This window comes from Mesobacillus jeotgali, assembly GCF_014856545.2.
Classification (GTDB): Bacteria; Bacillota; Bacilli; order Bacillales; family Cytobacillaceae; genus Mesobacillus.
Map to the genome: position 1 here is coordinate 3,849,179 of NZ_CP109811.1, position 24,482 is coordinate 3,873,660.

27 protein-coding genes are annotated in these 24,482 nt (G+C 44.5%); 9 read left to right on the forward strand and 18 right to left on the reverse strand.

All coding sequences use genetic code 11. The features are described 5' to 3' along the window. The first annotated feature begins 43 nt into the window (after positions 1-43). From FOF60_RS19715 to FOF60_RS19730, 4 genes are all read left to right on the forward strand, one after another. Positions 44-1,075 carry a methionine ABC transporter ATP-binding protein gene (locus FOF60_RS19715; protein ID WP_192472215.1) on the forward strand — a complete coding sequence of 344 codons (1,032 nt, stop codon included), beginning with the start codon at positions 44-46 and terminating at the stop codon, positions 1,073-1,075. Continuing rightward, positions 1,065-1,715, forward strand: a complete 651-nt coding sequence (locus FOF60_RS19720; RefSeq protein WP_192472214.1) for a methionine ABC transporter permease — start codon at positions 1,065-1,067, stop codon at positions 1,713-1,715. The genes FOF60_RS19715 and FOF60_RS19720 overlap by 11 nt, the downstream gene beginning before the upstream one ends. 16 nt (positions 1,716-1,731) lie before the next feature. After that, the gene (locus FOF60_RS19725; protein WP_192472213.1) at positions 1,732-2,568 is read left to right on the forward strand and encodes a MetQ/NlpA family ABC transporter substrate-binding protein; all 837 of its coding nucleotides are present in this window, start codon (positions 1,732-1,734) and stop codon (positions 2,566-2,568) included. A gap of 94 nt (positions 2,569-2,662) precedes the next feature. Then, a complete protein-coding gene (locus FOF60_RS19730; RefSeq protein WP_192472212.1) occupies positions 2,663-3,877 on the forward strand; it encodes a M20 family metallopeptidase in 1,215 nt (404 codons plus the stop codon). Positions 3,878-3,990: 113 nt separating this feature from the next. On the opposite strand, the gene FOF60_RS19735 is transcribed toward FOF60_RS19730, so the two are convergent. Next, positions 3,991-4,113, reverse strand: a complete 123-nt coding sequence (locus FOF60_RS19735) for a hypothetical protein (RefSeq protein WP_264647594.1) — start codon at positions 4,111-4,113, stop codon at positions 3,991-3,993. A 408-nt stretch (positions 4,114-4,521) separates the two neighbouring features. Between FOF60_RS19735 and brnQ the strand changes: the two genes are divergently transcribed. Continuing rightward, the gene (gene brnQ / locus FOF60_RS19740) at positions 4,522-5,886 is read left to right on the forward strand and encodes a branched-chain amino acid transport system II carrier protein (RefSeq protein ID WP_192472211.1); all 1,365 of its coding nucleotides are present in this window, start codon (positions 4,522-4,524) and stop codon (positions 5,884-5,886) included. A 71-nt stretch (positions 5,887-5,957) separates the two neighbouring features. Here brnQ and FOF60_RS19745 read toward each other — a convergent pair whose 3' ends face one another. Then, on the reverse strand, positions 5,958-6,080 hold the full coding sequence (locus tag FOF60_RS19745) for a hypothetical protein (RefSeq protein WP_264647595.1): 123 nt from the start codon (positions 6,078-6,080) through the stop codon (positions 5,958-5,960). A 351-nt stretch (positions 6,081-6,431) separates the two neighbouring features. On the opposite strand from FOF60_RS19745, the gene FOF60_RS19750 reads away from it, so the two are divergent. Continuing rightward, on the forward strand, positions 6,432-6,602 hold the full coding sequence (locus tag FOF60_RS19750) for a hypothetical protein (protein ID WP_192472210.1): 171 nt from the start codon (positions 6,432-6,434) through the stop codon (positions 6,600-6,602). 60 nt (positions 6,603-6,662) lie between these two features. On the opposite strand, the gene FOF60_RS19755 is transcribed toward FOF60_RS19750, so the two are convergent. Both FOF60_RS19755 and FOF60_RS19760 read right to left on the reverse strand, forming a co-directional pair. Continuing rightward, on the reverse strand, positions 6,663-7,400 hold the full coding sequence (locus FOF60_RS19755) for a C39 family peptidase (RefSeq protein WP_192472209.1): 738 nt from the start codon (positions 7,398-7,400) through the stop codon (positions 6,663-6,665). Positions 7,401-7,485: 85 nt separating this feature from the next. Then, a complete protein-coding gene (locus tag FOF60_RS19760) occupies positions 7,486-7,728 on the reverse strand; it encodes a hypothetical protein (protein ID WP_192472208.1) in 243 nt (80 codons plus the stop codon). A gap of 703 nt (positions 7,729-8,431) precedes the next feature. Here FOF60_RS19760 and FOF60_RS19765 point away from each other — a divergent pair. Next, positions 8,432-9,424 carry an LLM class flavin-dependent oxidoreductase gene (locus FOF60_RS19765; protein WP_192472207.1) on the forward strand — a complete coding sequence of 331 codons (993 nt, stop codon included), beginning with the start codon at positions 8,432-8,434 and terminating at the stop codon, positions 9,422-9,424. Positions 9,425-9,582: 158 nt separating this feature from the next. Here the strand turns inward: FOF60_RS19765 and FOF60_RS19770 are convergent, their stop codons facing one another. Beyond that, positions 9,583-9,711 carry a hypothetical protein gene (locus FOF60_RS19770; protein ID WP_264647596.1) on the reverse strand — a complete coding sequence of 43 codons (129 nt, stop codon included), beginning with the start codon at positions 9,709-9,711 and terminating at the stop codon, positions 9,583-9,585. 161 nt (positions 9,712-9,872) lie between these two features. Here FOF60_RS19770 and FOF60_RS19775 point away from each other — a divergent pair, with 161 nt between their 5' ends. Then, on the forward strand, positions 9,873-10,196 hold the full coding sequence (locus tag FOF60_RS19775) for a BC1872 family protein (RefSeq protein ID WP_192472206.1): 324 nt from the start codon (positions 9,873-9,875) through the stop codon (positions 10,194-10,196). 55 nt (positions 10,197-10,251) lie between these two features. Here the strand turns inward: FOF60_RS19775 and cydS are convergent, their stop codons facing one another. From cydS to FOF60_RS19815, 9 genes are all read right to left on the reverse strand, one after another. After that, entirely contained in the window at positions 10,252-10,350 is a 99-nt protein-coding gene (gene cydS, locus FOF60_RS24595) for a cytochrome bd oxidase small subunit CydS family protein (protein WP_413632775.1), read from the reverse strand. 11 nt (positions 10,351-10,361) lie between these two features. Next, the gene (locus FOF60_RS19780; RefSeq protein WP_192472205.1) at positions 10,362-11,387 is read right to left on the reverse strand and encodes a cytochrome d ubiquinol oxidase subunit II; all 1,026 of its coding nucleotides are present in this window, start codon (positions 11,385-11,387) and stop codon (positions 10,362-10,364) included. Then, a complete protein-coding gene (locus tag FOF60_RS19785; RefSeq protein ID WP_192472204.1) occupies positions 11,384-12,730 on the reverse strand; it encodes a cytochrome ubiquinol oxidase subunit I in 1,347 nt (448 codons plus the stop codon). Before FOF60_RS19785 ends, FOF60_RS19780 begins: the two co-directional genes overlap by 4 nt. A 278-nt stretch (positions 12,731-13,008) precedes the next feature. Then, a complete protein-coding gene (locus tag FOF60_RS19790) occupies positions 13,009-13,656 on the reverse strand; it encodes a phosphatase PAP2 family protein (protein WP_192472203.1) in 648 nt (215 codons plus the stop codon). 133 nt (positions 13,657-13,789) lie between these two features. Next, the gene (locus FOF60_RS19795; protein WP_192472202.1) at positions 13,790-15,112 is read right to left on the reverse strand and encodes a UDP-glucose dehydrogenase family protein; all 1,323 of its coding nucleotides are present in this window, start codon (positions 15,110-15,112) and stop codon (positions 13,790-13,792) included. A gap of 1 nt (position 15,113) precedes the next feature. Next, positions 15,114-16,010: a UTP--glucose-1-phosphate uridylyltransferase GalU gene (galU, locus tag FOF60_RS19800; RefSeq protein ID WP_192472201.1), complete on the reverse strand. Its 897-nt coding sequence runs from the start codon at positions 16,008-16,010 to the stop codon at positions 15,114-15,116. 110 nt (positions 16,011-16,120) lie between these two features. Next, a complete protein-coding gene (locus FOF60_RS19805; protein ID WP_192472200.1) occupies positions 16,121-16,888 on the reverse strand; it encodes a HipA family kinase in 768 nt (255 codons plus the stop codon). Next, the gene (locus FOF60_RS19810; protein ID WP_192472199.1) at positions 16,881-17,990 is read right to left on the reverse strand and encodes a glycosyltransferase family 4 protein; all 1,110 of its coding nucleotides are present in this window, start codon (positions 17,988-17,990) and stop codon (positions 16,881-16,883) included. The genes FOF60_RS19805 and FOF60_RS19810 overlap by 8 nt, the downstream gene beginning before the upstream one ends. Before the next feature lie 44 nt (positions 17,991-18,034). Then, on the reverse strand, positions 18,035-19,051 hold the full coding sequence (locus FOF60_RS19815; RefSeq protein WP_264647597.1) for a serine/threonine-protein kinase: 1,017 nt from the start codon (positions 19,049-19,051) through the stop codon (positions 18,035-18,037). Positions 19,052-19,422: 371 nt separating this feature from the next. On the opposite strand from FOF60_RS19815, the gene FOF60_RS19820 reads away from it, so the two are divergent. Continuing rightward, a complete protein-coding gene (locus FOF60_RS19820) occupies positions 19,423-20,208 on the forward strand; it encodes a hypothetical protein (RefSeq protein ID WP_192472198.1) in 786 nt (261 codons plus the stop codon). Between the two features lie 90 nt (positions 20,209-20,298). Here the strand turns inward: FOF60_RS19820 and FOF60_RS19825 are convergent, their stop codons facing one another. Genes FOF60_RS19825 through FOF60_RS19840 form a run of 4 tightly spaced genes read right to left on the reverse strand, consistent with a single transcriptional unit; the run spans position 20,299 to position 24,471 of the window. After that, entirely contained in the window at positions 20,299-21,219 is a 921-nt protein-coding gene (locus FOF60_RS19825) for a type II secretion system F family protein (protein ID WP_192472197.1), read from the reverse strand. A gap of 2 nt (positions 21,220-21,221) precedes the next feature. Continuing rightward, entirely contained in the window at positions 21,222-22,181 is a 960-nt protein-coding gene (locus tag FOF60_RS19830; RefSeq protein WP_192472196.1) for a type II secretion system F family protein, read from the reverse strand. Further along, positions 22,178-23,608 (reverse strand): TadA family conjugal transfer-associated ATPase, encoded by a 1,431-nt coding sequence (locus FOF60_RS19835; protein WP_192472195.1) that lies wholly within the window; start codon positions 23,606-23,608, stop codon positions 22,178-22,180. The genes FOF60_RS19830 and FOF60_RS19835 overlap by 4 nt, the downstream gene beginning before the upstream one ends. Continuing rightward, complete coding sequence (locus FOF60_RS19840; protein WP_192472194.1) at positions 23,608-24,471, reverse strand: CpaE/TadZ family protein; 864 nt, start codon at positions 24,469-24,471, stop codon at positions 23,608-23,610. The genes FOF60_RS19835 and FOF60_RS19840 overlap by 1 nt, the downstream gene beginning before the upstream one ends. Positions 24,472-24,482 lie beyond the last annotated feature (11 nt).

Here is a 24,482-nt window from a genome sequence, read left to right on the forward strand (position 1 = left end):
TTCCGGGAAGAGTTTTTTTTATGCCCTAAAAAGGAGGAAAACAATGATTACGTTTGAGAAAGTGGAAAAAGTTTATGAAAGCCGCGGAAACAAGGTAGCGGCACTGAATGGAATTGATTTGGAAATCAAAGAAGGAGAAATATTCGGAGTCATTGGTTTCAGCGGTGCAGGAAAAAGTTCATTGATCCGCTGCGTAAACCTACTGGAACGGCCAACATCAGGCAGGGTGATTGTGGATGGCTGCGATATGACTTCCCTTTCAGTAAAAGAAGTCAGGGAGATAAAAAAGAATATCGGCATGGTATTCCAGCATTTCAATCTTTTAAACTCGAAAACTGTTTTTGATAATGTTGCGATGCCGCTCATTCTCGCAAAACTTCCAAAAGACAAAATAAAAGAAAGGGTGTATCAGCTCCTCGACTTTGTCGGCCTGGCTGATAAAGCAGACAATTATCCAGACCAGCTTTCAGGCGGCCAGAAGCAGCGTATCGGAATAGCCCGGGCACTGGCAACTCAGCCGAAAATCCTGCTCTGTGACGAAGCGACTTCTGCCCTTGACCCGCAGACAACCAGTTCCATCCTGCAGCTTTTGAAAAAAATCAACAAGGAGTACAACATTACGATTTTAATCATTACCCATGAAATGTCCGTCATCAGGGAAATTTGCGACAGAGTTGCTGTCATCGAGGATGGCAGAATCATCGAAGAAGACACTGTCTTCAGTGTTTTTTCAGCTCCTAAAACAGAAACAGCAAGAAATTTCATCAGCACCATCATGAATGACAGTATTCCTGATTCCGTGTACAGGATTATTGAAGGAAATTCAGGGCTGCATAAGGTATTCCGGATCAACTTTGTCGGTGAGTCAGCCGGTCAGCCGCTTCTTTCTCAGCTTTCTAAGAAATTCGATATCAATGTCAATGTTCTCTTCGGCAATATCACAGAGCTTCAGGGCATTCCATTCGGTAACCTGATTGTCGAGTTCCAGGGCAGTGATAAAGAAATTTTGAGGGCTCTTAATTTTATCGATCAACAAAAAGTAAGCATAAAGGAAGTGACAGCAAATGCTAGTTAATTCAGAGCAAATCATCCAAGCCTTAATTGAAACACTGCAAATGGTTGCATTCTCTCTCCTGTTTTCGGCAGTTCTGGGGGTGCCACTGGGAATTGCGCTTGTGGTCACACGGAAAGGCCATTTACTAGAAAACGCACCTATTTTCAATGTACTCAACAGCGTCATCAACGTCTTCCGCTCTGTGCCATTCATCATCCTGCTGGTTGCCATCATCCCGCTGACCCGGTTGATTGTTGGCACGTCGATTGGTACAGCCGCAGCTGTCGTCCCGCTCGTCTTCTATGCAGGTCCGTATATTGCCAGATTGGTAGAGAATTCCCTGCTCGAAGTGGATCCTGGCGTGATTGAGGCAGCCGAATCAATGGGAGCCACGCCCTGGCAGATTGTTTTCAAATTCATTCTTCCCGAAGCGATGAGCTCGCTGATCCTCGCATTTACGATTGCGACTGTTGGATTGATCGGTGCATCAGCAATGGCCGGGGCAATCGGCGGCGGCGGACTGGGCGACCTGGCGATTACATATGGCTACCAGCGATTTGATACCCAGACGATGTTCATCACAGTCGGCATCTTGATTGTAATGGTTCAGGGGCTTCAATCCCTTGGAAATATATCAGCTAAAAAAATCAGAAGAAGATAACCAGGAGGAAACCAAAATGAAAAAACTTTTATTAGCTTTGATTGTACTTAGTCTAGCAGTAATCAGCAGCGCATGCTCCAGCTCTTCATCATCAGCGAAAGGCGGAGAAACCGTCAAAGTGAAACTTGGAGTCAGCGGCACCGATCACCGAGTATGGGATTTTGTCGCCAAAAAGGCAGAAAAAGAAGGAATTGAAGTCGAAATCGTCACTTTCTCTGATTATGTCCAGCCAAACCTGGCCCTTGCAGAAGGTGAATTGGATGCAAACTCATTCCAGACCGTTTCCTATTTTGACGCTTTTATCAAGGAACATAATCTTGACCTTGTACCAATCGCAACGACACAGATTGCACCAATGGGTATTTATTCAGATAAATATAAAGACGTAAAAGACATCCCTGAAGGCGGGAAGATTGCCCTTGCAAATGAAGCTACGAACATGGGAAGAGGACTTCTTTTACTTCAGGAAGCTGGGTTGATCAAGCTTGAGGACGGCTTCGATGGCATTGGCTCCCTCGATAAAATCGTTGAAAATCCGAAGAATCTTGAACTTGTTACGCTTGTTGCCGGCCAGACTCCAAGGGTAATGCCAGATGTAGCAGCATCCATCATCAACAACGGAATCGCAGTCGATGCAGGACTTACACCAAAGAAGGATGCGATCTTTCTTGAGAGTGCAACGGCCACTCCATATATCAACATCATTGCAGTCCGCGAAGAAGATAAAGACAATGAAACTTTGAAAAGATTGGCTGAACTCTACCAACAGGATGACACAAAGGAGTTCATCGAGAAAGAGTACAAAGGAAATACACTACCTACATTTGTTCCGCTTAGCGAGATTGGGTGGTAGGTTAATAGGCTGAACGGCAATTTATAAAACGGAAGGGATATCAGACAGGCTCTGCACCCTTCCTCTCACTTTAAAAAATTGAGGAGGATTCAGGATGACAACACCAATAAAAACACTTCAGGAGTTAAAGGAAATTATTACAGGTAACGTTGAGCTTAATAAGGAGCTTTACTTATCGGCCAGTCATGATATCCATGAAAGACCGGAGATCGGTAATGAAGAATTTTTCGCCTCTGCACGGCTTATCAAGATTTTAGAGGATGAGGGTTTTGAAGTAGAAAAGGCCGTAGCGGGACATGAAACCGCCTTTGTTGCACGGAAAAAATCTGAAAAAGATGGACCATCTATCGCCTTTCTGGCAGAATATGATGCTCTTCCGGGGTTAGGCCATGCTTGCGGCCATAATATCATTGGCACGACAAGTGTTGCCGCAGCGATCGCACTAAGCAAAGTGCTCGATGAGACTGGCGGTGAAGCAGTCGTTTTTGGAACGCCTGCCGAGGAGGGCGGCCCAAACGGAAGCGCTAAAGGAAGTTTTGTAAAGCATGGCCTAGTTGAGGGAATTCATGCGGCATTGATGCTGCACCCTTCCGGACAAACAAGGTTGACTACGTCTTCCCTTGCTGTTGATCCACTTGACTTTGAATTTATCGGCAAACCAGCCCATGCGGCCGCATCGCCTCATGAAGGTATCAATGCATTGGATGCGGTGATTCAGCTTTTCAATGGCATCAATGCATTGAGACAGCAGTTGACTGATGACGTACGAATCCATGGAATCATCACTCATGGAGGTGATGCACCAAACATCATTCCTGAATACGCAAAAGCACGATTCTTCATACGGGCTGCAACACGGAGCGGATTAAATGAAGTGACCCGCCGCGTCAAAGCAATTGCAGAGGGTGCAGCCCTGGCAACTGGTGCTGAGCTGAATGTTATTGCCTTCCAAAATGAAGTTGATAATCTTCTATTAAATGATCGATATAATGAGGTTTTTAAAAATGTTATCGAAGACCTTGGGGAGACAGTTGCAACTGATGAAAGGGACGGAATTGGCTCAACCGATGCCGGCAATATCAGCCAGGTGGTGCCAACCATCCACCCTTATATCAAAATTGGACCGGATAATCTTGTTGCCCACACTGTTCCATTCCGGGAAGCAGCCGCTTCTCAGCAGGGAGATGAAGCCTTGCTTAAAGGAGCTAAAGCACTCGCTTTGACAGCTTTTCAATTAATCACAGACCAGGAGTTATTAAAAGATATAAAAGCAGAATTCGAGATTAGAAAAGCTGCGGAAAATAATTAGTATACATTTACCTCATATAAGAACCCTTGCACAACCGCAAGGGTTCTTTATTTAATGCTCGAAGTCAGCATCCATGATTGTAACTAAACTCATACAAAAAAACAGAAGCAAGTCTACTTCTGTGCTTTTGATCCTGCCAAACTGATTAAGAAATCGATTGCTTCCATTTCTTCTCTTGTCAAATACCGTCCCAATTCCGGATTCTTCAAAATGGCTTCTGCTTGTTCGATCGTCATATGATTCTCTCCTGAACTAAAATTCATCCTTCTATACTATCGGTTGAGAAGAGCAGTTTTTTAACAGACACTAACATATCAAAATTTCGCGTGTGAATAACTATATTCCCTGAATAAAGCCATCGGCTGATTTAAACACCAAACTGCTTTCCTTCTATTCAAAAAATACTAAAAACTTAATTGACTTGTGAAGAGTTAGTATATATAGTAGTGTGTATTATTCTTCTTTTGGGTTGGTTTTGAAGCTGGGCTATATTCTCTTGTGATAGATTGAACAAGCTTTTACTCTATTTCCAATACTTGGAGTTCCCTTTCCTATTTTTAAGGTTTTATCTAAATTTCTCCTAGTCCACCTAAAGAAGTACTTGAACCAGAAATTCACAACAACAAGAAGAGGAGACAAGTTATATGCAGCAAAAAATTTCGTTTTCAACTTATGCCCTGATTGGGACCATGCTATTTGGGATGTACTTTGGAGCGGGGAATTTGATTTTCCCTATTCAACTAGGACAGCTGGCAGGCACGAACTTCTGGCCTGCATTGATCGGCTTCCTGGTAACAGCCATCGGCCTCCCTTTTTTAGGCATATTGGCGATTGGCCTTTCGGGAAGCACTGGCCTGCGTGATTTAGCCAGCAGAGTGCATCCTGTTTTCGGCATCGGCTTTGCGACAGTTCTTTATTTGACGATTGGACCCTTTTTCGCAATTCCACGGACTGCAACTGTCCCGTTCGTTGTTGGGTTTGAACCCTACATTGCTCCAGGACAAGCTGGTTTGTGGCTGGGAATTTTCAGTTTCGTTTTCTTTGTCATCGTTTACTTTTTTTCACTGCATCCTGCGAAGGTGATGGACTACATTGGAAAATATCTGACACCTGCTTTTCTCGTTTTTCTATTTATATTAATTGGGATCTCTGTAATGAAGCCAATGGGCAGTTTTGGGGAACCGAGCGGTGCTTATGCAGATTTAGCTTTTATCACAGGATTCAAAGAAGGCTATAATACAATGGATGCCCTTGCATCCCTGGCATTCGGGATTGTTGTCATCAATGCCATTAAAGGGCAAGGAATTACCACCACGAAAGAAATTGCCAGGGCTACATTGAAATCCGGCATTTTCGCAATGTCACTGATGATGCTGATATATGGACTAATAACGTATATGGGAGCATCTAGCGTATTAGCCATCGGAACATTCGAGAATGGCGGACAAATTTTTTCCGCAGTCGCAAAACACTATTTTGGGCCCTACGGTGCAATTTTGCTGGCTATCATTATTGTACTGGCATGTTTAAAAACTAGCATTGGGTTAATCACTGCATGCAGCGAGTTTTTTCATGATCTATTGCCAAAGGTTTCATACCAAAGGTTTGTGCTTCTTCTTTGCATCGTTTCATTCACAATCGCAAATTTTGGTCTGAACAATATCATCCAATTTGCTGTACCGGTTCTAATGTTCCTGTACCCATTAGCGATCATCCTTATCTTATTGACTCTAATATCACCGCTTTTCGGAAATAAGCAAAGCGTATACGCCGCTTCAATTGCGATGACATTCTTAGTGAGTTTTATTGATGGATATAGCGCTTTGGTCGCGAATCTGCCAATTATCGATATTTCATTATTCAATTCTGTCACGTCATTATATATGGACCACCTTCCTCTATACGATATTGGCCTTGGATGGATCATTCCAGCTCTAATCGGGGCTATAATAGGCTCTATTTTACCTAAAGTGCATTTACCGGTGAAAAAATACCAAAAAGAACTGTAGATTACTCTGCAGTTCTTTTTTCTGGTTTTTCGGTTATCAAATTCTAAAAAAACCTCAAGTGGCTGACTAAATTATTTATTTAGTTTCCTTTGAGCTTTTAATGCTACCTTTTCAAAACCATTTCCTCTTTCCTCCGCAAATTCAATATCCGCTTTCGGAAGAGCTTTATTATGCTTCGGTTTCTTTTTCGCCATATGATCACCCCCTTCGTATATTACAAGCAAACTTTTCTATAACCTTTTCGCGGGTTCACACCATTTTAGACCCTGTCAGCGGTAATAGCTGCTGACTATGGATAGCGCTTTTTCCGCTGTCCGACCCCTTTTATGTCTCCATCGTGCCTATGGATAGCACTTTTTCCTAGGATCGCTGCTATTCGCGTCTCCATCAAAAAAAATACCCTGGCTTTAGTTTTTGTTCTTTTTAATCAGGTATGCTTTTTTTTACTAAGTAACCTCTAACGTTTATAAGGATTATGACCGGGTATGTTTTAGATAATAATAATCCTACCCAAACATGGTTGTTTGGATGAAAGGAGACTTATCATGAAAAAGAAACTTTTTTATGGAATCCCATTGGCGCTGGCTATTTTCATGGGTGGTTGTTCTGCAGAGACGGACCAGGAAAATGAACCGCCGGTTGAGGATACTGAAAATGATGTGGAAGATGAGGATTTCAAACTGGATGATGATAAATCAGACAGTGATGGAGAGTAATTCCATGGTGTCCGAAAAAAATGCTGCTCCTTCGTTTCAGAAGGAACAGCATTTTTCATTTTATGGTTTATAAGTGATTGCTTGTTTTCCAAACTGCTCCCAGCCTGCAACAAACTCTTCTTTTGAGAGCTTATCATTTTTGCCGCCTAGCGGATCGTTGACATACACGTTTTTGTCGTCAAAGCCGGTGACCAGTACCGAGTGCCATTTGTAAGTAATCTTCTCTTTGCCTTTCTTGGTATTCCAAGTTTCCCAGTGCTTGTCTGGTACGACAGCAAAGGTACTTGGTACCAGCACCCATACTGGACGGCCATCTTTTACATGTTTCTCCACTTCGTTAAATTCTTCTCCGGTCAGGTCAAGTATTTTTCCGGGAAGGTAAGCTTCTCCTAGTTCCGCTACGGGACCATGATAGACACCTAGCCCCGGCTTGTCCAATGTCTTCATATTGCCGACAAATCCCTCTCCCGGATGCCCCCTCATGCCGTCTTTCTCAAAGGGGACATGGGCAATTTCCTTTGACAACTCCATCTTGTCAACATCCTTGCCAGCATGCTGTAAGAGCATGGCAAGGGTTGTGACCTCGCAGCCTCTTTCTAATTCAGGCAATTGCGATATATGGGGAGCGTCAAGTTTCGCTTTTGTCTTACTGTCTTGTTCTGAATTATTTTTTTCATCGGAGTTCTCCGTCTCAGTTTGTTGCTGCTTATCAGGGGCCGAGTCTGACTCTGGAGGAGGGCTATCAGCACCCGTACAACCCGCAAGCAAGAAAATCAATGGTAAAATCGCTTTCCTCAACCTTTTTCGCTCCTTTTGATAAAAGTAGGACTTTCTAATGAAAAAACCTTAGTACCACGACGGTTCTAAGGTTTTTCGTCATACATTATTCTTCAACCGATTCCTCGATTGTTTCCTGTTCCTCTTCGGTTAATTCCTCATCATTCTCGGTTGTGCCTTCTTCGGGTTCATCAGGTAATTCCTGTGTTCCATCTGGTGCCGGAGGAGCTTGTTCATCCTGTTCCATCACCGGATCTTCTTCCGGGGGCGGCTCTTCTGTGGCTCCGCAGCCGGCAAGCAATAGGCCTGTCCCAAACGTGAATGAAAGCAGTAGATTTCTTTTCTTCATGTTTGCCACTCCTTCCTTTTCTGTCTTATTTTACATTTAGCCCAAATAGATGCAGATAAACATGGACAGAAAGAATAGATAAGGAAATATATGGTTCATTTGGAGACTTTTGATTTAGATTTAATGCAGCTAAAATTATCAAAGCCACGGTGGCCATCCTGGTGCCAGTTTGTAAGTACACGACCGGGGAATACTGTTATAAGGCTCTATCGGACAAAACGAGCGGGCTTTTCACGATTTGTGTCCGTTAGAAGGGCTCTATCGGACAAAACGAGCGGGTTTTTCACGATTTGTGTCCATTAGAAGGGCTCTATTGGACAAATCCATCGGGCTTTTCGCGATTTGTGTCCGTTAGAAGGGCTCTATCGGACAAAACGAGCGGGTTTTTCACGATTTGTGTCCATTAGAAGGGCTCTATTGGACAAATCCATCGGGCTTATCCCGGTTTGTGTCCGTTAGAAGGGCTCTATCGGACAAATCCTTCGGGTTTTTCTCGGCTTGTGTCCATTAGAAGGGCTCTATCGGACAAATCCTTCGGGTTTTTCTCGGCTTGTGTCCATTAGAAGGGCTCTATCGGACAAATCCTTCGGTCTTTTCTGTGTCCGTTAGAAGGGCTCTATTTTGATACATTAAAACTGATGGCCTCCTCTTTTCACAATTTGTTTCCATAGTGGAAGAAGCAATCATATAGCGGGGTGTTAAAATGAAATTAAGTGTACTTGACCAGTCTGTCATCAGTAAGGGGGATTCAGCTGGCCAGGCGTTAAATAAGACGGTTGAGTTAGCACAGATCACTGAAGAACTTGGTTACACCAGGTTCTGGGTGGCTGAACATCATAATACCAATGGCATAGCTGGTTCTTCACCAGAAGTATTGATATCCCTTATCGCTTCGAGGACGAAAAAAATCAGGGTAGGTTCAGGAGGTGTTCTGCTCCCGCAATACAGCCCTTACAAAGTCGCGGAAAACTTCAAAGTTCTGGAGACTTTGTTCCCTAACCGGATTGATGCTGGTATAGGCCGCTCTCCGGGTGGATCAGCCACGACAAGGCTGGCATTGACGGATGGGACAAGGAAAAGCTTAAACGAATTCCCGAGACAGGTCAAAGACCTCCAAGGATTTTTAAGAAATGATTTACCCGCTGAACATCCATATCATCAGGTAAAAGCGTACCCTGAGGGATCTGGATTTCCTGAATTATGGATATTAGGAATCACTCACCGAGGCGCGAGACTCGCTGCAGAACTTGGAACAGCTTTTACATACGGCCATTTCATTACGCCAGTTAACGGCAAACGGGCACTGGAACAATATTATCGGGAATTCCAACCTTCCCATTTACTGCATAAGCCTAAAGCAAATGTTTGTGTATTTGTTATTTGCGCGGAAACACAGGATAGAGCCGAAGAATTAGTTTTAAGCCAGGATATATGGCTATTGCGAGTTGAAAAGGGATTGGACACAAGAATCCCATCATTGGAAGAGGCAAGGAATGCTCCACTTACTTCTAGCGATCGCTCCAGGATCAAGGAAAATCGAAAACGAATGATTATTGGTACACCAGAAAAAGTAAGAGATGAACTTTTAAGGCTCGGTGAGGTTTACAGAACGGATGAATTTATGATCATTAACAATCTGTTTAGCTTTGATCATAAGGTAAATACTTACACTTTGCTGGCTGACGCCTTGCTTTAAGAAGGGGGAAATCCCCCCTTCTATTATTCCTTTAAATCTTTTTTGGTCATTTCGCTTCGGATATTTACATCTTTGGAGATATTCCGCTCTTTATTGTTAGGGTATTTGTTTTTCCGTTCGCGGTTATCATTACGATTTGTCATGGCTATCCCTCTTTCTTATTTATTGCGGCTTTTACCGGAGTTGATGTCCCGATCATTACCTAACTCACCGTTCGTGCGGCCTTTTTCCTTAGCGATTTTTCCGCCAAGTCTTACATTAGGCTGGCTGATTTCTTTTTCCCTCATATTTGTCACCCCCAGTTTTAAGATGCTCCATTTTTAAAAATAAAATATCAGAAATTAAATCTTTAATCATTGCACAACCATTCTGTTATGTAATATAATTTAATTAAATATTCTGTTATATAACAATGAACGGTAAATTTATGAGGAGAGAGGTAGAACGGATGACTAAAACGGATGCAATTGCACGAAGGATTTTGGGTTGGAAGCTGAACAGGTGGGATCGCTGGTTTGATTATGAAAAAGGCGTTTTCATCAATGACTCTGAATTCCAGCCGGAACAGAACCTTGTACATGCGATGCTGGTTGTCGAAAGATTGGAGAAATTAGGCTATAAATTCTCAACCAATGGAGTTTCCGAGGCCGCTTTTAACCAATTCAAAGGTACCGGGGAAAATCTTCCTGAAGCAATCACAAATGCTGCCTATGCGATCATTGAAAATGACTCAGTCGTCACTAGTTCATCTTTGTGGCGCAAGCTTTCGTAAAATCCACACAAAAAGAGCTGTCATCCAGACAACAAAGGATGACAGCTCTTTTAATTTATTCCACCTTTTCGTCCTTCCCTGCCAGCCAGAATGACGCAATAATCGATGCGATGATGACAATGAAAGGAGCATAAAACATAGTGAATTCAGCCATTTTCAAACCTCCTATGCGTGGTCGTTCCTCTTCCCCTGAACATAGTCCTTATTAAATAAAAACAGCCTCAGCAGCAGGTACAGTGATGGTAACAGCAGCCCAAGCCCTGCGATGAACGCGATGATGAGCGCAATGGCCATTGCTTCATTTGTAAAGCTGTCGTATATGCTGAGAAACGGATATAGCAGATACGGGTAATGCGAAATACCATAGGCAAAAAAGGCGATAAAGAATTGGCCGGTCAAAAGTCCGAACGCCACTCCGTATGCCTTGCGTTTTCCAATCAGGTACACGGTCCCCACAAACAGGATGAAGGAGATGGCAAACAGCCACCATAAATCAACCAGTCTGCTGTAATGCTCAGGGTTATGGCCCCTAAGTTCCACGATGATGCCTGTTGCGGTTACGATTGCCGGCACAGACCAAATCAAGGCATACTTCCTCAGCAGTTCCGTAGCCGGTTCATCCTGTGCCTTATTTGCATACCAGGTCAAAAATACGGCAGATATATAGAGAACGGCAGTCAGACTAAGAACAACAATGCTCCAGGTCAATGGACTGGTGAACAGGGCCCAGTAGTCCAATTCGATCCCCGAGGCAGTCTCCTCCACAAAGCCTCCCTCTGAAATCGTCAGCACGATCGATAGTGAGGCAGGGATGAACAAGCCAGTGAGTCCATATAAATACGTGTATCTCTTATGCTTCAATCCTCCGTAAGTCGTGAACGCATAATAAGCCCCGCGGATCGCCAGCAAAACAACTCCAATGCTTGCCGGAACGAGCAGGATGGTTCCGTAGTAATATGCCGTTTTAGGAAAGAAGCCGACAATTCCTACGAAGAAAAACACAAGAAATACATTGGTGACTTCCCAGACAGGCGATAAGTATCGCTGGATGATTCCTGTGAGGATATGCTGCTTTCCCCTGAACAAGCTGTATGCATTGAAAAAACCTGCTCCAAAATCGATGGAGGCTACGATGACATATCCAAAGAGAAAGATCCAGAGCACCGATATCCCAATTATTTCAAGTGTCATCGAAACTCACCTTCCTTCTCCAGTTCCCTGTCTGCCAGTTCCTGTTCAACTGTATTTTTCCGGAACATCCTCGTTAATACTACGGTGCTGCCAATTGCCAGGATCAAGTATAAACCTGCAAACAGAATTAGCATCAAATCGACCTGTCCGCTTTTGGTAGCCGCATCCTCAACCTTCATAATTCCCCGCAGGATCCAAGGCTGCCTACCGACTTCCGCGAACCACCAGCCCAGTTCGATCGCCAGCATCGATAACGGTCCGCCGAAGACGATCAGCCAGCGGTACCATCTTGTTCTGATAAAACTCCATTTCATCCACACGCCCACAACATAGACAAGCGAAAGGGCCATCATCCACATCCCGATTGTCACCATTCCATCAAACAGATAATGGATGTACAATGGCGGAATCTCGTCTTCAGGGAATTCATTAAGGCCAATCACTTCAGCGTTAGGGTCGCTGTGAGCCAAGATACTCAGTGCATAAGGAATCTTAAGCGCATATTTTACTTCGCCGTCATCAAGAACACCATATAACATCAACGGCGCCCCCTCATGCGTCTCGAAGTGCCATTCTGCTGCTGCCAGCTTTTCCGGCTGGTATTCAGCGAGGTATTTTCCTGAAAAATCGCCGATGACCGCAGCGGCAATCGAAAAGATAAGGCCAATCTTCATCGTTAAAAACAATGCTTTTTTATGGTAGACATGATTCGATCCTTTTAAAAGCCGGAATGCGCCAATCGACGCGAGTACAAATGCTGAAGTCATATAAGCTGTCGCCAGCACATGTGCGACCTTCGTTGGCATCGCCGGATTGAACATCGCCAGAACCGGGTTGATATTGACCAGCTGGCCGTTAACAAGGTCAAAGCCTTGCGGCGCATTCATGAATGCATTGACAATCGTGATGAACACGGCTGAAAAAGAAGCCCCAACTGCCACCGGAATCAACAGCAGCAAATGTTTCTTCTGGTTTTCAAACCGGTCCCATGTATATAAGTATATTCCTAGGAAAATTGCTTCAAAGAAAAACGCGAACGTTTCCATGAACAGTGGAAGAGCGATGACATTGCCCGCCAGTTCCATAAAATTAGGCCACAGCAAGCTCAGCTGCAAGCCAATCGCCGTCCCGGTCACAACACCGACCGCTACAGTAATGACAAAACCGCGCGTCCATCTCCTTGCCAGCAGGATATAATGCTCATCCTGTTTCTTGATTCCCAGCCACTGAGCGATCATGATCATCAGCGGTATTCCCACTCCAATAGTGGCGTAAATAATATGGAAGGATAATGTAAGCTCCGTCAAGACACGGCTGAAAAAAACTGATTCTTCATTTCCCATTTTTCAATACCCCTTTTCTACCCAGCAAAAATTCTTCCGATAAAAGACAAACCCATGATTGCCGCCACAATAAAAGCAAGCCACATTAGCATTCTTTCTTGTTTTTTATACATAAAGTCACCTCTGGAGTTTGTTCACTAAATCACATTTTCGCGCAGCCTTTGACCTAATTCTTTATACATTATAAATGTGAGAGAAATATGTTATGTAATCCAATTTGGCGTCTTTCTTTTCATTCCCGTTCTCTGGCCTGTTAAAACGAAAAAAACAGTTTATTGTCAGTGTGAACGTTTAGTTATTTCAAGCTTTTCTTTATATCTTTGGAAAAACCAAATAACGGCTGCCACCCATAGGCCGCTTGCCAGAAAGCCGCCGATGATATCACTCGGATAATGGACACCTAAATAAACCCTGCTCAACCCAATCGCCAAGATCATAAAAGTGCTGAGGATGATGATAGTGACTCTCCCCAGCCAGGTTGGAACATTGCGCCAGAGCAGAAAAGCAAGGATGCTGTAAAACGAGAAAGCGTTCATCGCATGGCCGCTCGGAAAACTGTATCCCCCTATTTCAATCAGCCTGTGGAAATCCGGTCGTTCTCGATGAAAATACAGTTTCAGTAACCTGTTCAGAATCGGTGTAATATAAACAACAGACAGGAAAACAAGAATTTCCAGCCTGTGTCTTAACACATAAAAAAGGAATAGAAAAATGGGAATGGTCAAGATTACGATGAATTTTAAGGAGCCGATATAGGTAAAGAATTTCATCGCCGCAGTCAGACCCTCTGCTTCGAGCCCCTGGACCGCATCAATGACAACCTGGTCGAACACCAGCAAATGTTCCGCTTGTACCAGATAAGACATAAAGATAAAGCCGAATAACGAACCAAAAAAGGCAATTAAAAGCTGCAGATTGAACTTCATGAATCTTGTTCCCTCCCATGCATTCTAAATCACCCTTACTATTCCCAGTTCCGTTATTTTAAAAAGCCCTTTGGATGTTTACCTCATTAGCAAGTTAGTAACATTCATAAGCCAAACAAAAAAAGGGATGAATTCAATCATTCCCTTTTAAAATAACCGCCGGCCTCCCGACTGGATAATATTCAATTGTCCCGCATGCCTTCAGGCCAGCTTCATCTAAACAGTTCCTGCCGTCAAAGATGATTGGCTGCTTCATGACAGCCACTAATGCTTCGAATTCTAGCTGCCTGAACTGCTCCCACTCTGTGACGATGAACAGTGCATCTGCACCTTTTGCAGCCTCCATTGCTGAGTCCATATATGTGATGGCATCGCCGATGACTTTCCTTGCATTGTTTTCCGCAACTGGGTCGCAGGCTGCAACCTCAGCTCCAAATGCGGATAAGGCCTGTGCAATTTTGATCGACGGAGCTTCCCTCATATCATCCGTATTCGGTTTGAAGGAAAGGCCGAGCATGGCAATTTTCTTTCCCTTTAGCTCGCCGAAACGTTTCATGGCCTTATCAACAAGCAGCTTTTGCTGCTGGTCATTGATGGCAATCGTCTCTTCCAATAATGTGAACGGAATCCCCAGCTGCCTGGATGTGTGCAGCAACGCTTTTACATCCTTTGGAAAACAGGATCCGCCGTACCCTATTCCGGCCTTTAAAAAGGCCGATCCAATCCGCTTATCATAGCCCATTCCCTCCGCTACATCCTCGACGTCAGCTCCTGTGGCTTCACACAGATTGGCAATTCCATTGATAAAGCTGATCTTCGTTGCCAAAAAAGCATTGGAAGCGTATTTGATCATTTCAGCGCTTCTCACATCCGTCAATAAAAATGGCACATTCAGCGGCCGGTACATCTTTCGGATTTTTTCAGAGGCACCTTCATCATCAGAGCCTATGATAATCCTGTCAGCTTTCAAGGTATCCTGGATGGCTGATCCCTGCCGCAGGAACTCCGGATTGGAGACCATCTTGATTTCAACATTATTTTTCAACTGCCCTAGTAACAGTTGTTTCAAATATTCATTCGTTCCCACTGGAACCGTACTTTTTACGACGACAATACAATCCCGGACGATATGTTCAGCGAGGTCCTTTGCGGCTTGCTCAAGAAAGCTCATGTCTGCCTGCCCATCATCACTCTGAGGTGTACCGACGGCAATGATGATGATTTCCGCTTCCCTTAATCCTTGCTGATGAGAAGCAGTGAAAGTCAGTCTTCCTTCGAAGGAGTTTTTAACCAGAAGTTCTTCAAGTCCTGGTTCATAAATCGGGGACCTGCCTTGCTTGAGGATAGCGATTTTGCTTTCATCAATATCTATGCAGACGACTTCGTGGCCGATTTCAGCGAGGCAGACACCGGTGGATAATCCTACATAACCTGTTCCAAGTACAGCGACCTTCATGTCAGTCGCACTCTCTCTTCATGCCCGTCATCTCGTACACATCTTTTAAATACTGAATGACATCATCCCTGGTATCTTCCCTTTGCAGTGCAAAGTCCATCGTTGCTTTGATGAAACCGATTTTATCCCCGATATCATACCGCTTGCCCTCGAAGTTGTAGGCCAATACTGCCTGCCGTCTATTCAGCTCATTAATGGCATCGGTCAATTGCACTTCTCCGCCGTGGCCGGTGGGCAGCTGTGCCAGAACTTCAAAGATTTCCGGCCTCAATACATAGCGTCCCATAATTGCATAATTGGAAGGAGCCTTATCTTTTGACGGCTTTTCTACCAGCGAATCGATATAAAACAAGTTTGGTTCCAGGTTCGCACCCTTTGGCTTTACGATTCCATACTTGCTGACATCAGTATCTGGTACGCTTTGAATAGCAATGACAGAGCTATTGCAGTATTCAAATACGTTGATGATTTGCTTTAAGCATGGAATCTCTGACTTTACGATGTCATCTCCAAGCAAAACAGCAAATGGTTCATTGCCGATGAAACTCCTGGCACAAAGGATGGCGTGCCCAAGGCCGAGCGCCTCCTTTTGCCTGACATAATAGATTTTTGCCAAGCTGGATATAGTTTGGACCTCTTCTAAAATAGCAAGCTTATTCTTTCTTAGTAACGCATCTTCCAGCTCATAGGATTTATCGAAATGATCCTCTATCGATCTCTTTCCCCTGCCGATGATGATAATGATTTCCTCAATCCCCGAGGCGACTGCTTCCTCTACGATGTATTGGATTGTCGGCTTATCAACGATCGGCAGCATTTCCTTTGGCTGCGCTTTTGTTGCCGGTAAAAATCGTGTCCCGAGCCCGGCTGCCGGGATAATCGCTTTGCGGATTTTCATATGCTGCCTCCCTTTTGAATTCCATAGTCTTGTATATTCAAAAGGCCAAGCTCCCGTCACGTTAAAGGCCTACCAATTTGAAAATAGACTATAATTAGCTAGATTCCTGTCTATTCATGAAGAGGCCTGTAAACTTTTTTAATGAAGCGGGGCAGCAGCTTCGGAAGGATCTTCTTGCGCCTTTTCAACAGCACAGTCACCATCGCCTTTTTCTCTTCTTTCGTCATCATCCAATCATCAGGGATGGTAGAAACAATTTCCTCTATTAAAAAAATCGGGATCGTCTTGATTAACTCGAGGTATTCAATGAATTCCTCTTCTTTTTCAATAAAAGCTGCCATCATCCGCTGGGCTGCACTTTTCCTCAACCCTGTCGGCAAATTTCCGATGCTTGGAATCTCCCAATTATATGATCCTAGAATCTCGGCGTGGTCAATGATCCATAAATGATAGATATCCTTTGTATCTTCCTGTAAAAGAATATTTTTGCGTGTCCGATCCCTGTTGCCAAGCCAGTAATCAAGCAAAATGATTCCCGCCAGCGTCTCTGCATTCACAATCCCGGAAACATTTGTCACCTGGTGGCCGTCAAGGCAGTTCGGCACATACAAAGAGGCAAATTGAAACTGCGAAGGAGTAAATTGATCGTAATCAGGAATCATTTTAGCAAATTCCTCAGGGATTTCGACCAGCCTTGCAAAAGGAACAGGCAAACCGAGGTATCTTGCGAGGCAATAGGCTACCCATTCATTTGGCAAAGTCTTTTCAAAACCAGCCTGGAAAAATTTCACCACATAGTCTCTGCCATCATCGAAAGCGATGAGATGGGCATTCGATTTCCCTTCTAATTTCCTCCGGTAGGCGACGGGTTTAATCACGGCTGATCTCCTCCTCTGTGCTGCCATGGATGATTTCGTACAATAAATCGATATACTGGTCCGCAACGACTTCAATCGCAAAATGCTGCTGGACATGCCGGATGGCTGTCTTGGACATTTGCTGCTGCCGATCAGGGGAGTCAATAATGGAGTATAGCTTTTTGACAGCATCCTCGACATTTTGTCCGTAGTAGAGCATGCCGGTCTTCTCCTGAAGCACCAGCTCTGTTACCGGCATCATGTTCGAAGCCACTACAGGTACACCGCATGCCATCGATTCAATAAAGGTATTGCCAAAGGATTCAGACTTGGTTGTCGCCAGCGTGCAGCCTCCGGACTTGCGGATTTTCGCATAGACATGCGGCATTTGTTGATAAGGAATGACGGGGTGCCATTTTACGATATCTGTCAGGTTCTCCTCCTGCCATTTGGCGGCGAACTGTTCCCGCTGGACGCTTTGCGCGCCACCGATCAGCCAAATTTCAATATCATTTCGTTCAGCTTTGATTCTTTTGGCTATTTCTAGAAGCATCGGCCAGTTTTTCCGTTTATCCACTCGTCCGATCCAACCAATGATTTTCTTTTCTTCCGGCATCACCGGGGCTTGATGATAATCGATTTCCCTTTCCCTCAAAGGGCGGAAGAACGATGTATCCACTCCGTTATAAATCACCTGGACTGGCTCAGTTTCAGTTAATATGGAAACGACTCGCTTTTGATAATTGGAAGGGACAATGATGGTTTCAGGTTCGATTCCCCTGAAGGTTTTTAAATGAGGCTGAAGCTTGATAATTTCCGGGGTACGGGCCTCTATAATCACAGGGCCTGTATAATTCGCTTTCCGGATCCATTTATAGGCATCCTTCGTATCGACAACGATAATCGCATCATAATTATTGGCTTTGATGATCCCTACTATTTCGTTTTCATCTTTCGTCAGGTAGACTGGAGCAATATCCTCCATGATATGAAGACCGCCATGATCTGTCGTATATAAAAATTCGGTATCAATTCCATGCTTTTTAAAATAGATGGAACGATTCCTCCACCCGGCGTTCACTCCGCCAACAGTCAGCAGCCGCCAGATTACTAGTACTTTCATTTTGGAATCTCCTCTCTATAGATTGGGCATCCTCCTGGACTTACTTACTTTTTCCGCTTCTTTTTTTTCTTTTTCTTATCCAGGCTCTTCATGATCTTATCCCACGATGGGTCTCCAGCAAGGCTGTTCGTTTTTTCAGCATTTTTATTAAAAAATGAAGATAAATCTACTTGTCGCTGCTTCTTGTTTTTACCTTTAAGCTTTCTTGCCTTTTTAGGTTCCAATCCCATTTCTCTTCCCTCCCAGTATTCATCGATTTTATCCATGACCGCTTCTGGGTCCTCTCCACGGGCAAGCATTGTTTTCACCCATTCCTCCTTGAACACCTTGTGCATCATGTTTTCAAGCTGGCGCATATGAACCTTTTTATCAGATGTAGTCAACAGCCGGCCGCTCAGCTCGCTCAATTTTTCCTTATCCGGTTCCTTTTCAAGCAATAAATAATAGATTTCCCTGGAGATATCCTCCATCTCGATATAGTACTTCCATTCCTCATACAGCTCTGGCTTCAGGGATTGAACATGCTCCAAAAAGATCTTCTTATTCTTTTCGCCAAGTGAAGTCATCAGCTTCCTGGGATAAGGATATACTCTGTCACGCCAGACGGCCCTGGCAACGTCAATCACTTTCAGACTGCCATCAGGCTGAAGATAGATTTGCCTTTTATGATGATCAATTCGGTCATAGCCAATCTCCTTGAAGGTGATCAGCATATGGATCAATTTCAGCGACAGCTCCTCACTCAAAGGCTGGGACTGCAAGTACTCCCTAACATCCACCCCTTTGATGATCTCCATGGCAATGTACAAATCACCCTTCGCATATAGGCGAGGAAAAAGATCCGACTGCTGGCCGAGAGAAAGAGCGTAATATTCTCGCTCACAATCTTCTTCATTGCCGAACACCTTCACACAAATATCATCAGTCAATTTAAAAACAGCCCCCTGGCGGCCTTTGCCGATCATCTCCAGAGGGGAATCATTCACAACGTCAACATCCTCATTCTCCAGGTTCGTCACCTTGATTTCCTTCATGCATTTTTTCAAATACTTCGTATCCACAATGCTCCTCCTTGCTATCCTCAAGTTCCAGTTCTTAATTAATAAATTCAGGGTTGGCCAAAAACGGAAGGGCATGAATCTAGTAAAAGCAAAATGTGTGCAAGTAGAGATTTAGTGGAGATGGATGACGGACGAAAAATGCTCTTTTTCACCTTTTCTGTCCGTCATAGCCTTGATGATGGACAAAAACTACTGCGTTTCCTTCTTTTCTGTCCGTCATGGTCTGGATGACGAACAAAAATTGCTGAGTTTCCTCCTTTTCTGTCCGTCATAGAGATTCGGCATTGTTTCATTGTCTTTCACCAACAAATGGCTGACGCTTTTTTTCTTTGTCTTGTAGAGGTAAAATAAATCTGAAAGGAAGTGGAAAGATGGCAAACTCAACTGCAGGCACCACTCAGTCGCATTTAACTCAATATATCCCGCCTAAGGGCATGTACGAACAATTTGAGGATGAAGCTCATTATCTCGAGAAGGTCAAAGAATGGGGTTTGAGCACGAAGAAAGAGTTTTGGTATAAAGACAGATACCAGCATTGTCTTGTTACGATAAAGGGGTATGAAATATTCGGTGAAACAGCTGAATTCAATACTCTTGTGGTTGAATTTCCGGATGGCACCTTAACTTGTATCCACCCGGCGTACTTAAAGGAGATGCAATCTTCCAGCTTCGGTAAGGAAATCATCGCTCCAGCTCCCGGAGATGGAAGTGAATCTGCAGAGGTGAAGGTAGAGAAGCCTAAAGCAGCTGCTCCCGCGGCAACAGAAGCGAAATCAAAAACTCCTGTAAAAAAGGAAAAAGCGAAAAAGGAAAAGGCTCCTAAATTAGTGCTGCCAGAGGAAAAGGTTCATTTTACAGCGACGGTGAAGCAGTTTGCGCTAAGCTGGAACCATTTCAATGAGGATAATGACGAAGTAGTCGTGTTCGAGAATGTCAGGATCGAGCAGGAAGAACCAATCGAGGTTGAACTGGCATGGGGCTCTCACAGCAAAACACTGAAAAAGCATGAACTCGAGCCTGGACAGCAGCTTGAATTCGACGGTAAAATCGTCAAAAAAAGCCTTCCAAAAGGCAAGGACGTCGAAGATGAGTCTATGCTACTCGATGTTTCTGTCGCCTACAAAATCAATAACCCTTCAAAAATCACTAAAAAATAAGGATGGACTGGCGTCATAAGAGCCAGTCCATTTTTTTATAAGAATCTTTGCGCATAAGATCAATCTCTAGATCTTTTCGGGGCTGACCCATTATTTTGAGAAGGTTTGAAGGAACTGGATCAGTGCCGGGCCAAGCAAGACGATGAACAAGCTTGGAAAAATAAACAGGACAAGAGGGAACAGCATTTTAACCGGAGCCTTCATCGCTTCTTCCTCGGCACGCTGCCTGCGTCGTTCCCGAACTTCATTCGACTGGACACGGAGAACCTGTACCATGCCTATTCCCAGCTTTTCGGCCTGCAGAATGCTGCTGATGAAAGCTCGTACTTCCTCGACCTCGATCCTATTTTTGATTCCGGTAAGCGCTTCTCTCCTCGTCCGGCCAAGTCTCAGCTCTTCAAGGCTCCGATGGAACTCGGCAGACAGGACGCCATTCTTTTTCGCTACGACCTTGCTGACAGCAGAATCAAATCCAAGACCCGCTTCAAGGCTGACCGTCAATAGATCGAGGATATCAGGAAGCTCTTTTAAAGCGCTTTTATTCCTTGCCTTTTTCTTGATGCTTAAATAATAGTGCGGCAGGAAAATGCCGGCTGCCAGGCCTATGATCAGGAACAGGAATATCCCCGCATAGCCTGCCTGGAGCAGGGCGCCATATCCGCCTGCCAAAAGCGGGAGCAGAAGCGCGAGGGAGATTTGCAGCAGCCTGAAATCAACAGGTGACATTCCAAAAGGACTTCCGGCCAGCTGAAGCTTCGTCTCGATTTTCGCTTCCTTTTCGCCTGGCATCCTCCGTTTAAAGCTTCTTTTGAAATCATTGATCAATGGCTTTCCGATTCGCTCAAATAAGGAAGCATTGCTGCTCTTTTCAGTGACATCCGGATTCTCTTCCTTCACGCCGCTGACGAAGGTTGACATACGCTTTTTCAGGTGAGTGGCCTTCTCTGCCCGCATTAAGTACAGTCCATAGATGGCTAATGAAATCGTTAAGAAAAATGTAAAATATAGCATCCCTACACCTCGACTGCCGTAATTTTGCGGATCAGTACGAATCCAATGATGCCGGAGAAAATGCCGGCAACCGTCAATGCAATTCCTATTGGATGACGGAAAAGCGTTCCGATATATTCAGGTTCGATTAAATAAAGGACGAAAGCCAGAATGATCGGGAGCAAACCAATGACAATTCCCGATAGTCTACCTTGAGCTGTCAGTGAAGAGATCTGCCTGTGGATTTTTGTCCGCTCCCTGATCGTCTGGACAATTTTATCAAGCACCGTGGCAAGATTCCCTCCTACCTGACGCTGAATCAAAATGGCCTGGATCATTAAGTCCAAATCCTCGCTGGGCATTCTTTCTTTAAGCTCATTCAAGGAATCCTCCAGACTCGCTCCATATTGCATTTCTTTGATGACACTGTCCATTTCTTCCTTTATCGGTGAACCCGCTTCTTCTATCACTGTTTTCAAAGCCTGCTGGAAGCTGAACCCGGCCCTTAAAGACCCGACAATCGTGGAAATCATATCTGGAAGCCCCTCGTTGAATTTCACGATTCGTTCCTTGATTTTCTTTTTTACATACCAGCCCGCCAACAAGAATCCTATGAAAAACCCTACAACCATCAGGAGCATGTTTCCGGAAACAAGGAGCAGAAAAAATCCGGTGACTCCTGCTGCCAGCCATTTGAATAGGATATATTCCTCAGGCTTAAGCGGAAGCCCTGACCTTCTGAGCATGGTCTCGAGCTTCGAATTCTTCTCCTTGGTCAGCATATTTTTCCTGACCTTTTGCTTTGTCATTTGGTAGTAAACCATCAAATCATATTGCTTCCGGTCAAGCTTCGTCCCTGAACTGGCCAGGTATTTTTCAATCCGCTTTTCCAAGCGCTTGTCCGATAGAAAAATCCGATGAAAAATCGAGTAGAAAAGCAAAAATACTGTCATCATGAACAGGGCGGTAAGGACATAGATCATTCTCCCCACTCCTCGCCTTCGATAAAGACATTTGCGGGAATGTGGATTCCTGATGCTTCAAGACGCTCATAGAACTTAGGCCGGACTCCGGTCGGGGTCAGGCGGCCAATGATTTTACCGTTATCATCCACTCCTTGTTGTTTATACGAAAAAATATCCTGGAGGACGATGACATCTCCTTCCATTCCCTGTACCTCGGTAATGCTGGTTATTTTTCTGGAACCATCCTTCAAACGGGATTGCTGAATAATCACGTCAAGTGCTCCAGCGATCTGTTCGCGGATTGCTTTGACCGGAAGTTCTACACCTGCAAGCAGCACCATCGTTTCCAGACGGGCAATCATATCCCTTGCACTATTGGAGTGACCGGTTGCGAGAGAACCATCATGACCTGTATTCATAGCCTGAAGCATATCCAGGGCTTCGGCACCGCGGACCTCACCGATTACGACCCGATCCGGCCTCATCCGAAGCGAGTTCCTTACAAGATCCCTTATCGTGATCGAACCCTTTCCCTCGATATTGGGCGGCCTGGATTCCAGTGAGACAACATGATCCTGACCCAGCTGAAGCTCAGCCGCATCCTCGATTGTGATAATCCTCTCATCATGAGGAATGAAATTGGACAATACATTGAGCGTGGTCGTTTTTCCGGAGCCCGTTCCGCCGGAGACAAATATATTAAGCCTTGCTTTTACACAGGCCTCTAGAAAAATCGCCATTTCATTGCTAAGTGTCCCGAAGTTGACCAAATCTTCAATTTGAAAGGGGTCCTTCGAAAACTTCCTGATCGTAACTGTTGGCCCATTCAATGCCAGCGGAGGAATGATCGCATTGACACGTGAACCATCCGGCAGCCGCGCATCGACCATCGGTGAGCTTTCGTCGATTCTCCTGCCAAGAGGAGCAACGATTTTATCGATGATGCTCATGACATGCTCTTCGTCTCTGAACATGATCGATGTCAGCTCAATCTTCCCTTTTCGTTCACAATAGACCTGAGCCGGTCCATTTACCATAACCTCGCTGACATCTTCATCAATCAAAAGCGGATTGATCGGTCCAAACCCCGTCAAATCATTCCTCAGTTCATCGACGACCTTTTTCCGGTCAATGCTGCCCCTGAATTGTTCATCCTCTTTCATGATTTCGATCGCCATCGCATCTAGCTGAGGAATGATGTCCTCTACAGGTGCATCTTTAAAGTCTTGAAGAATCTTTTTATGAATGAGGTTTTTAAGCTCCTGATGTTTATCCTGCTTCCTTTTGATTTCCGGACTGACAGCCTCTTTTTTATGCGGCTCCCTGAACACAGCCCGGATGTCAACCTTTTGCTGCGGATTAGCATGGGCAACAAATTCATCGTGCTGGCTCTCTACTGCTTCGGCTTGCTGTGTCCTTTCCTGGATGCGGTTCAGAAGGCTCATTACACTGTTCCTCCCTTCATGCGTTTTCTGCCAATTAATTTTGATAGGAAAGAAGGTCCTTTTGCTTCCTTGAACAAGGTAATTTCCCGCCTGCTCGAGATTCTCTCTGCCATTTTAAAAATGGCTTTGGCTACATCGGTCTTGCCCTGGTTGATGACAAAAGGAATTCCAATATTAAGAGATTGTGAACATGTTTGAAAGTCATTTGGAATATATACTGGATCCTCATATCCAAGAATCCTGGCCGCATCTGCTGCCTGGATGACGCTCTCCATATTCGCCCGATTCACTACGAGTGTGACTTTATTTTTCAGTTCAAGGATATCGAAGGTCTCAAGCATCAGCTTCGTATTCTTTAATGCTGTCATCTCGAGATTGGCCATAACCATGATTTGGTCTGCTTTTTCAGCGATATGGACTGTATGATCATTAAGGCCTACAGATGTATCGACGACTACATAGTCATAATTCAGCAGCATCAGGTCGAGGATTTTATCGACTGCTTCTTTCGTAACAAGATCTGCAAACTCAGGCCGGTCCGGAGCCGCCATGACCTTCACACCGCTTTCATGCTTCGACATATAGCCTTCCATAGAATGTTCATCGAGAGTGCTCATCCCCTCAATCACTTCTTTAATGGTAAAAGAAGACTTCAAATCCATAGCTAGCCCGATATCTCCAAATTGAAAATCTCCATCCAATATCGCCACCGATATATTTTTCTTCACTAAAGCTCCAGCCAGATTGACAGTCAGGACCGTGCGACCAATCCCGCCTTTTGCACTGCAAACGGCAATAAGCTCGCCACGTTTCATCTTAGCCGGCTTCTTTTCATGTATTTGCAGTTCATCCGTGTTTTCCATGATTGGTCACC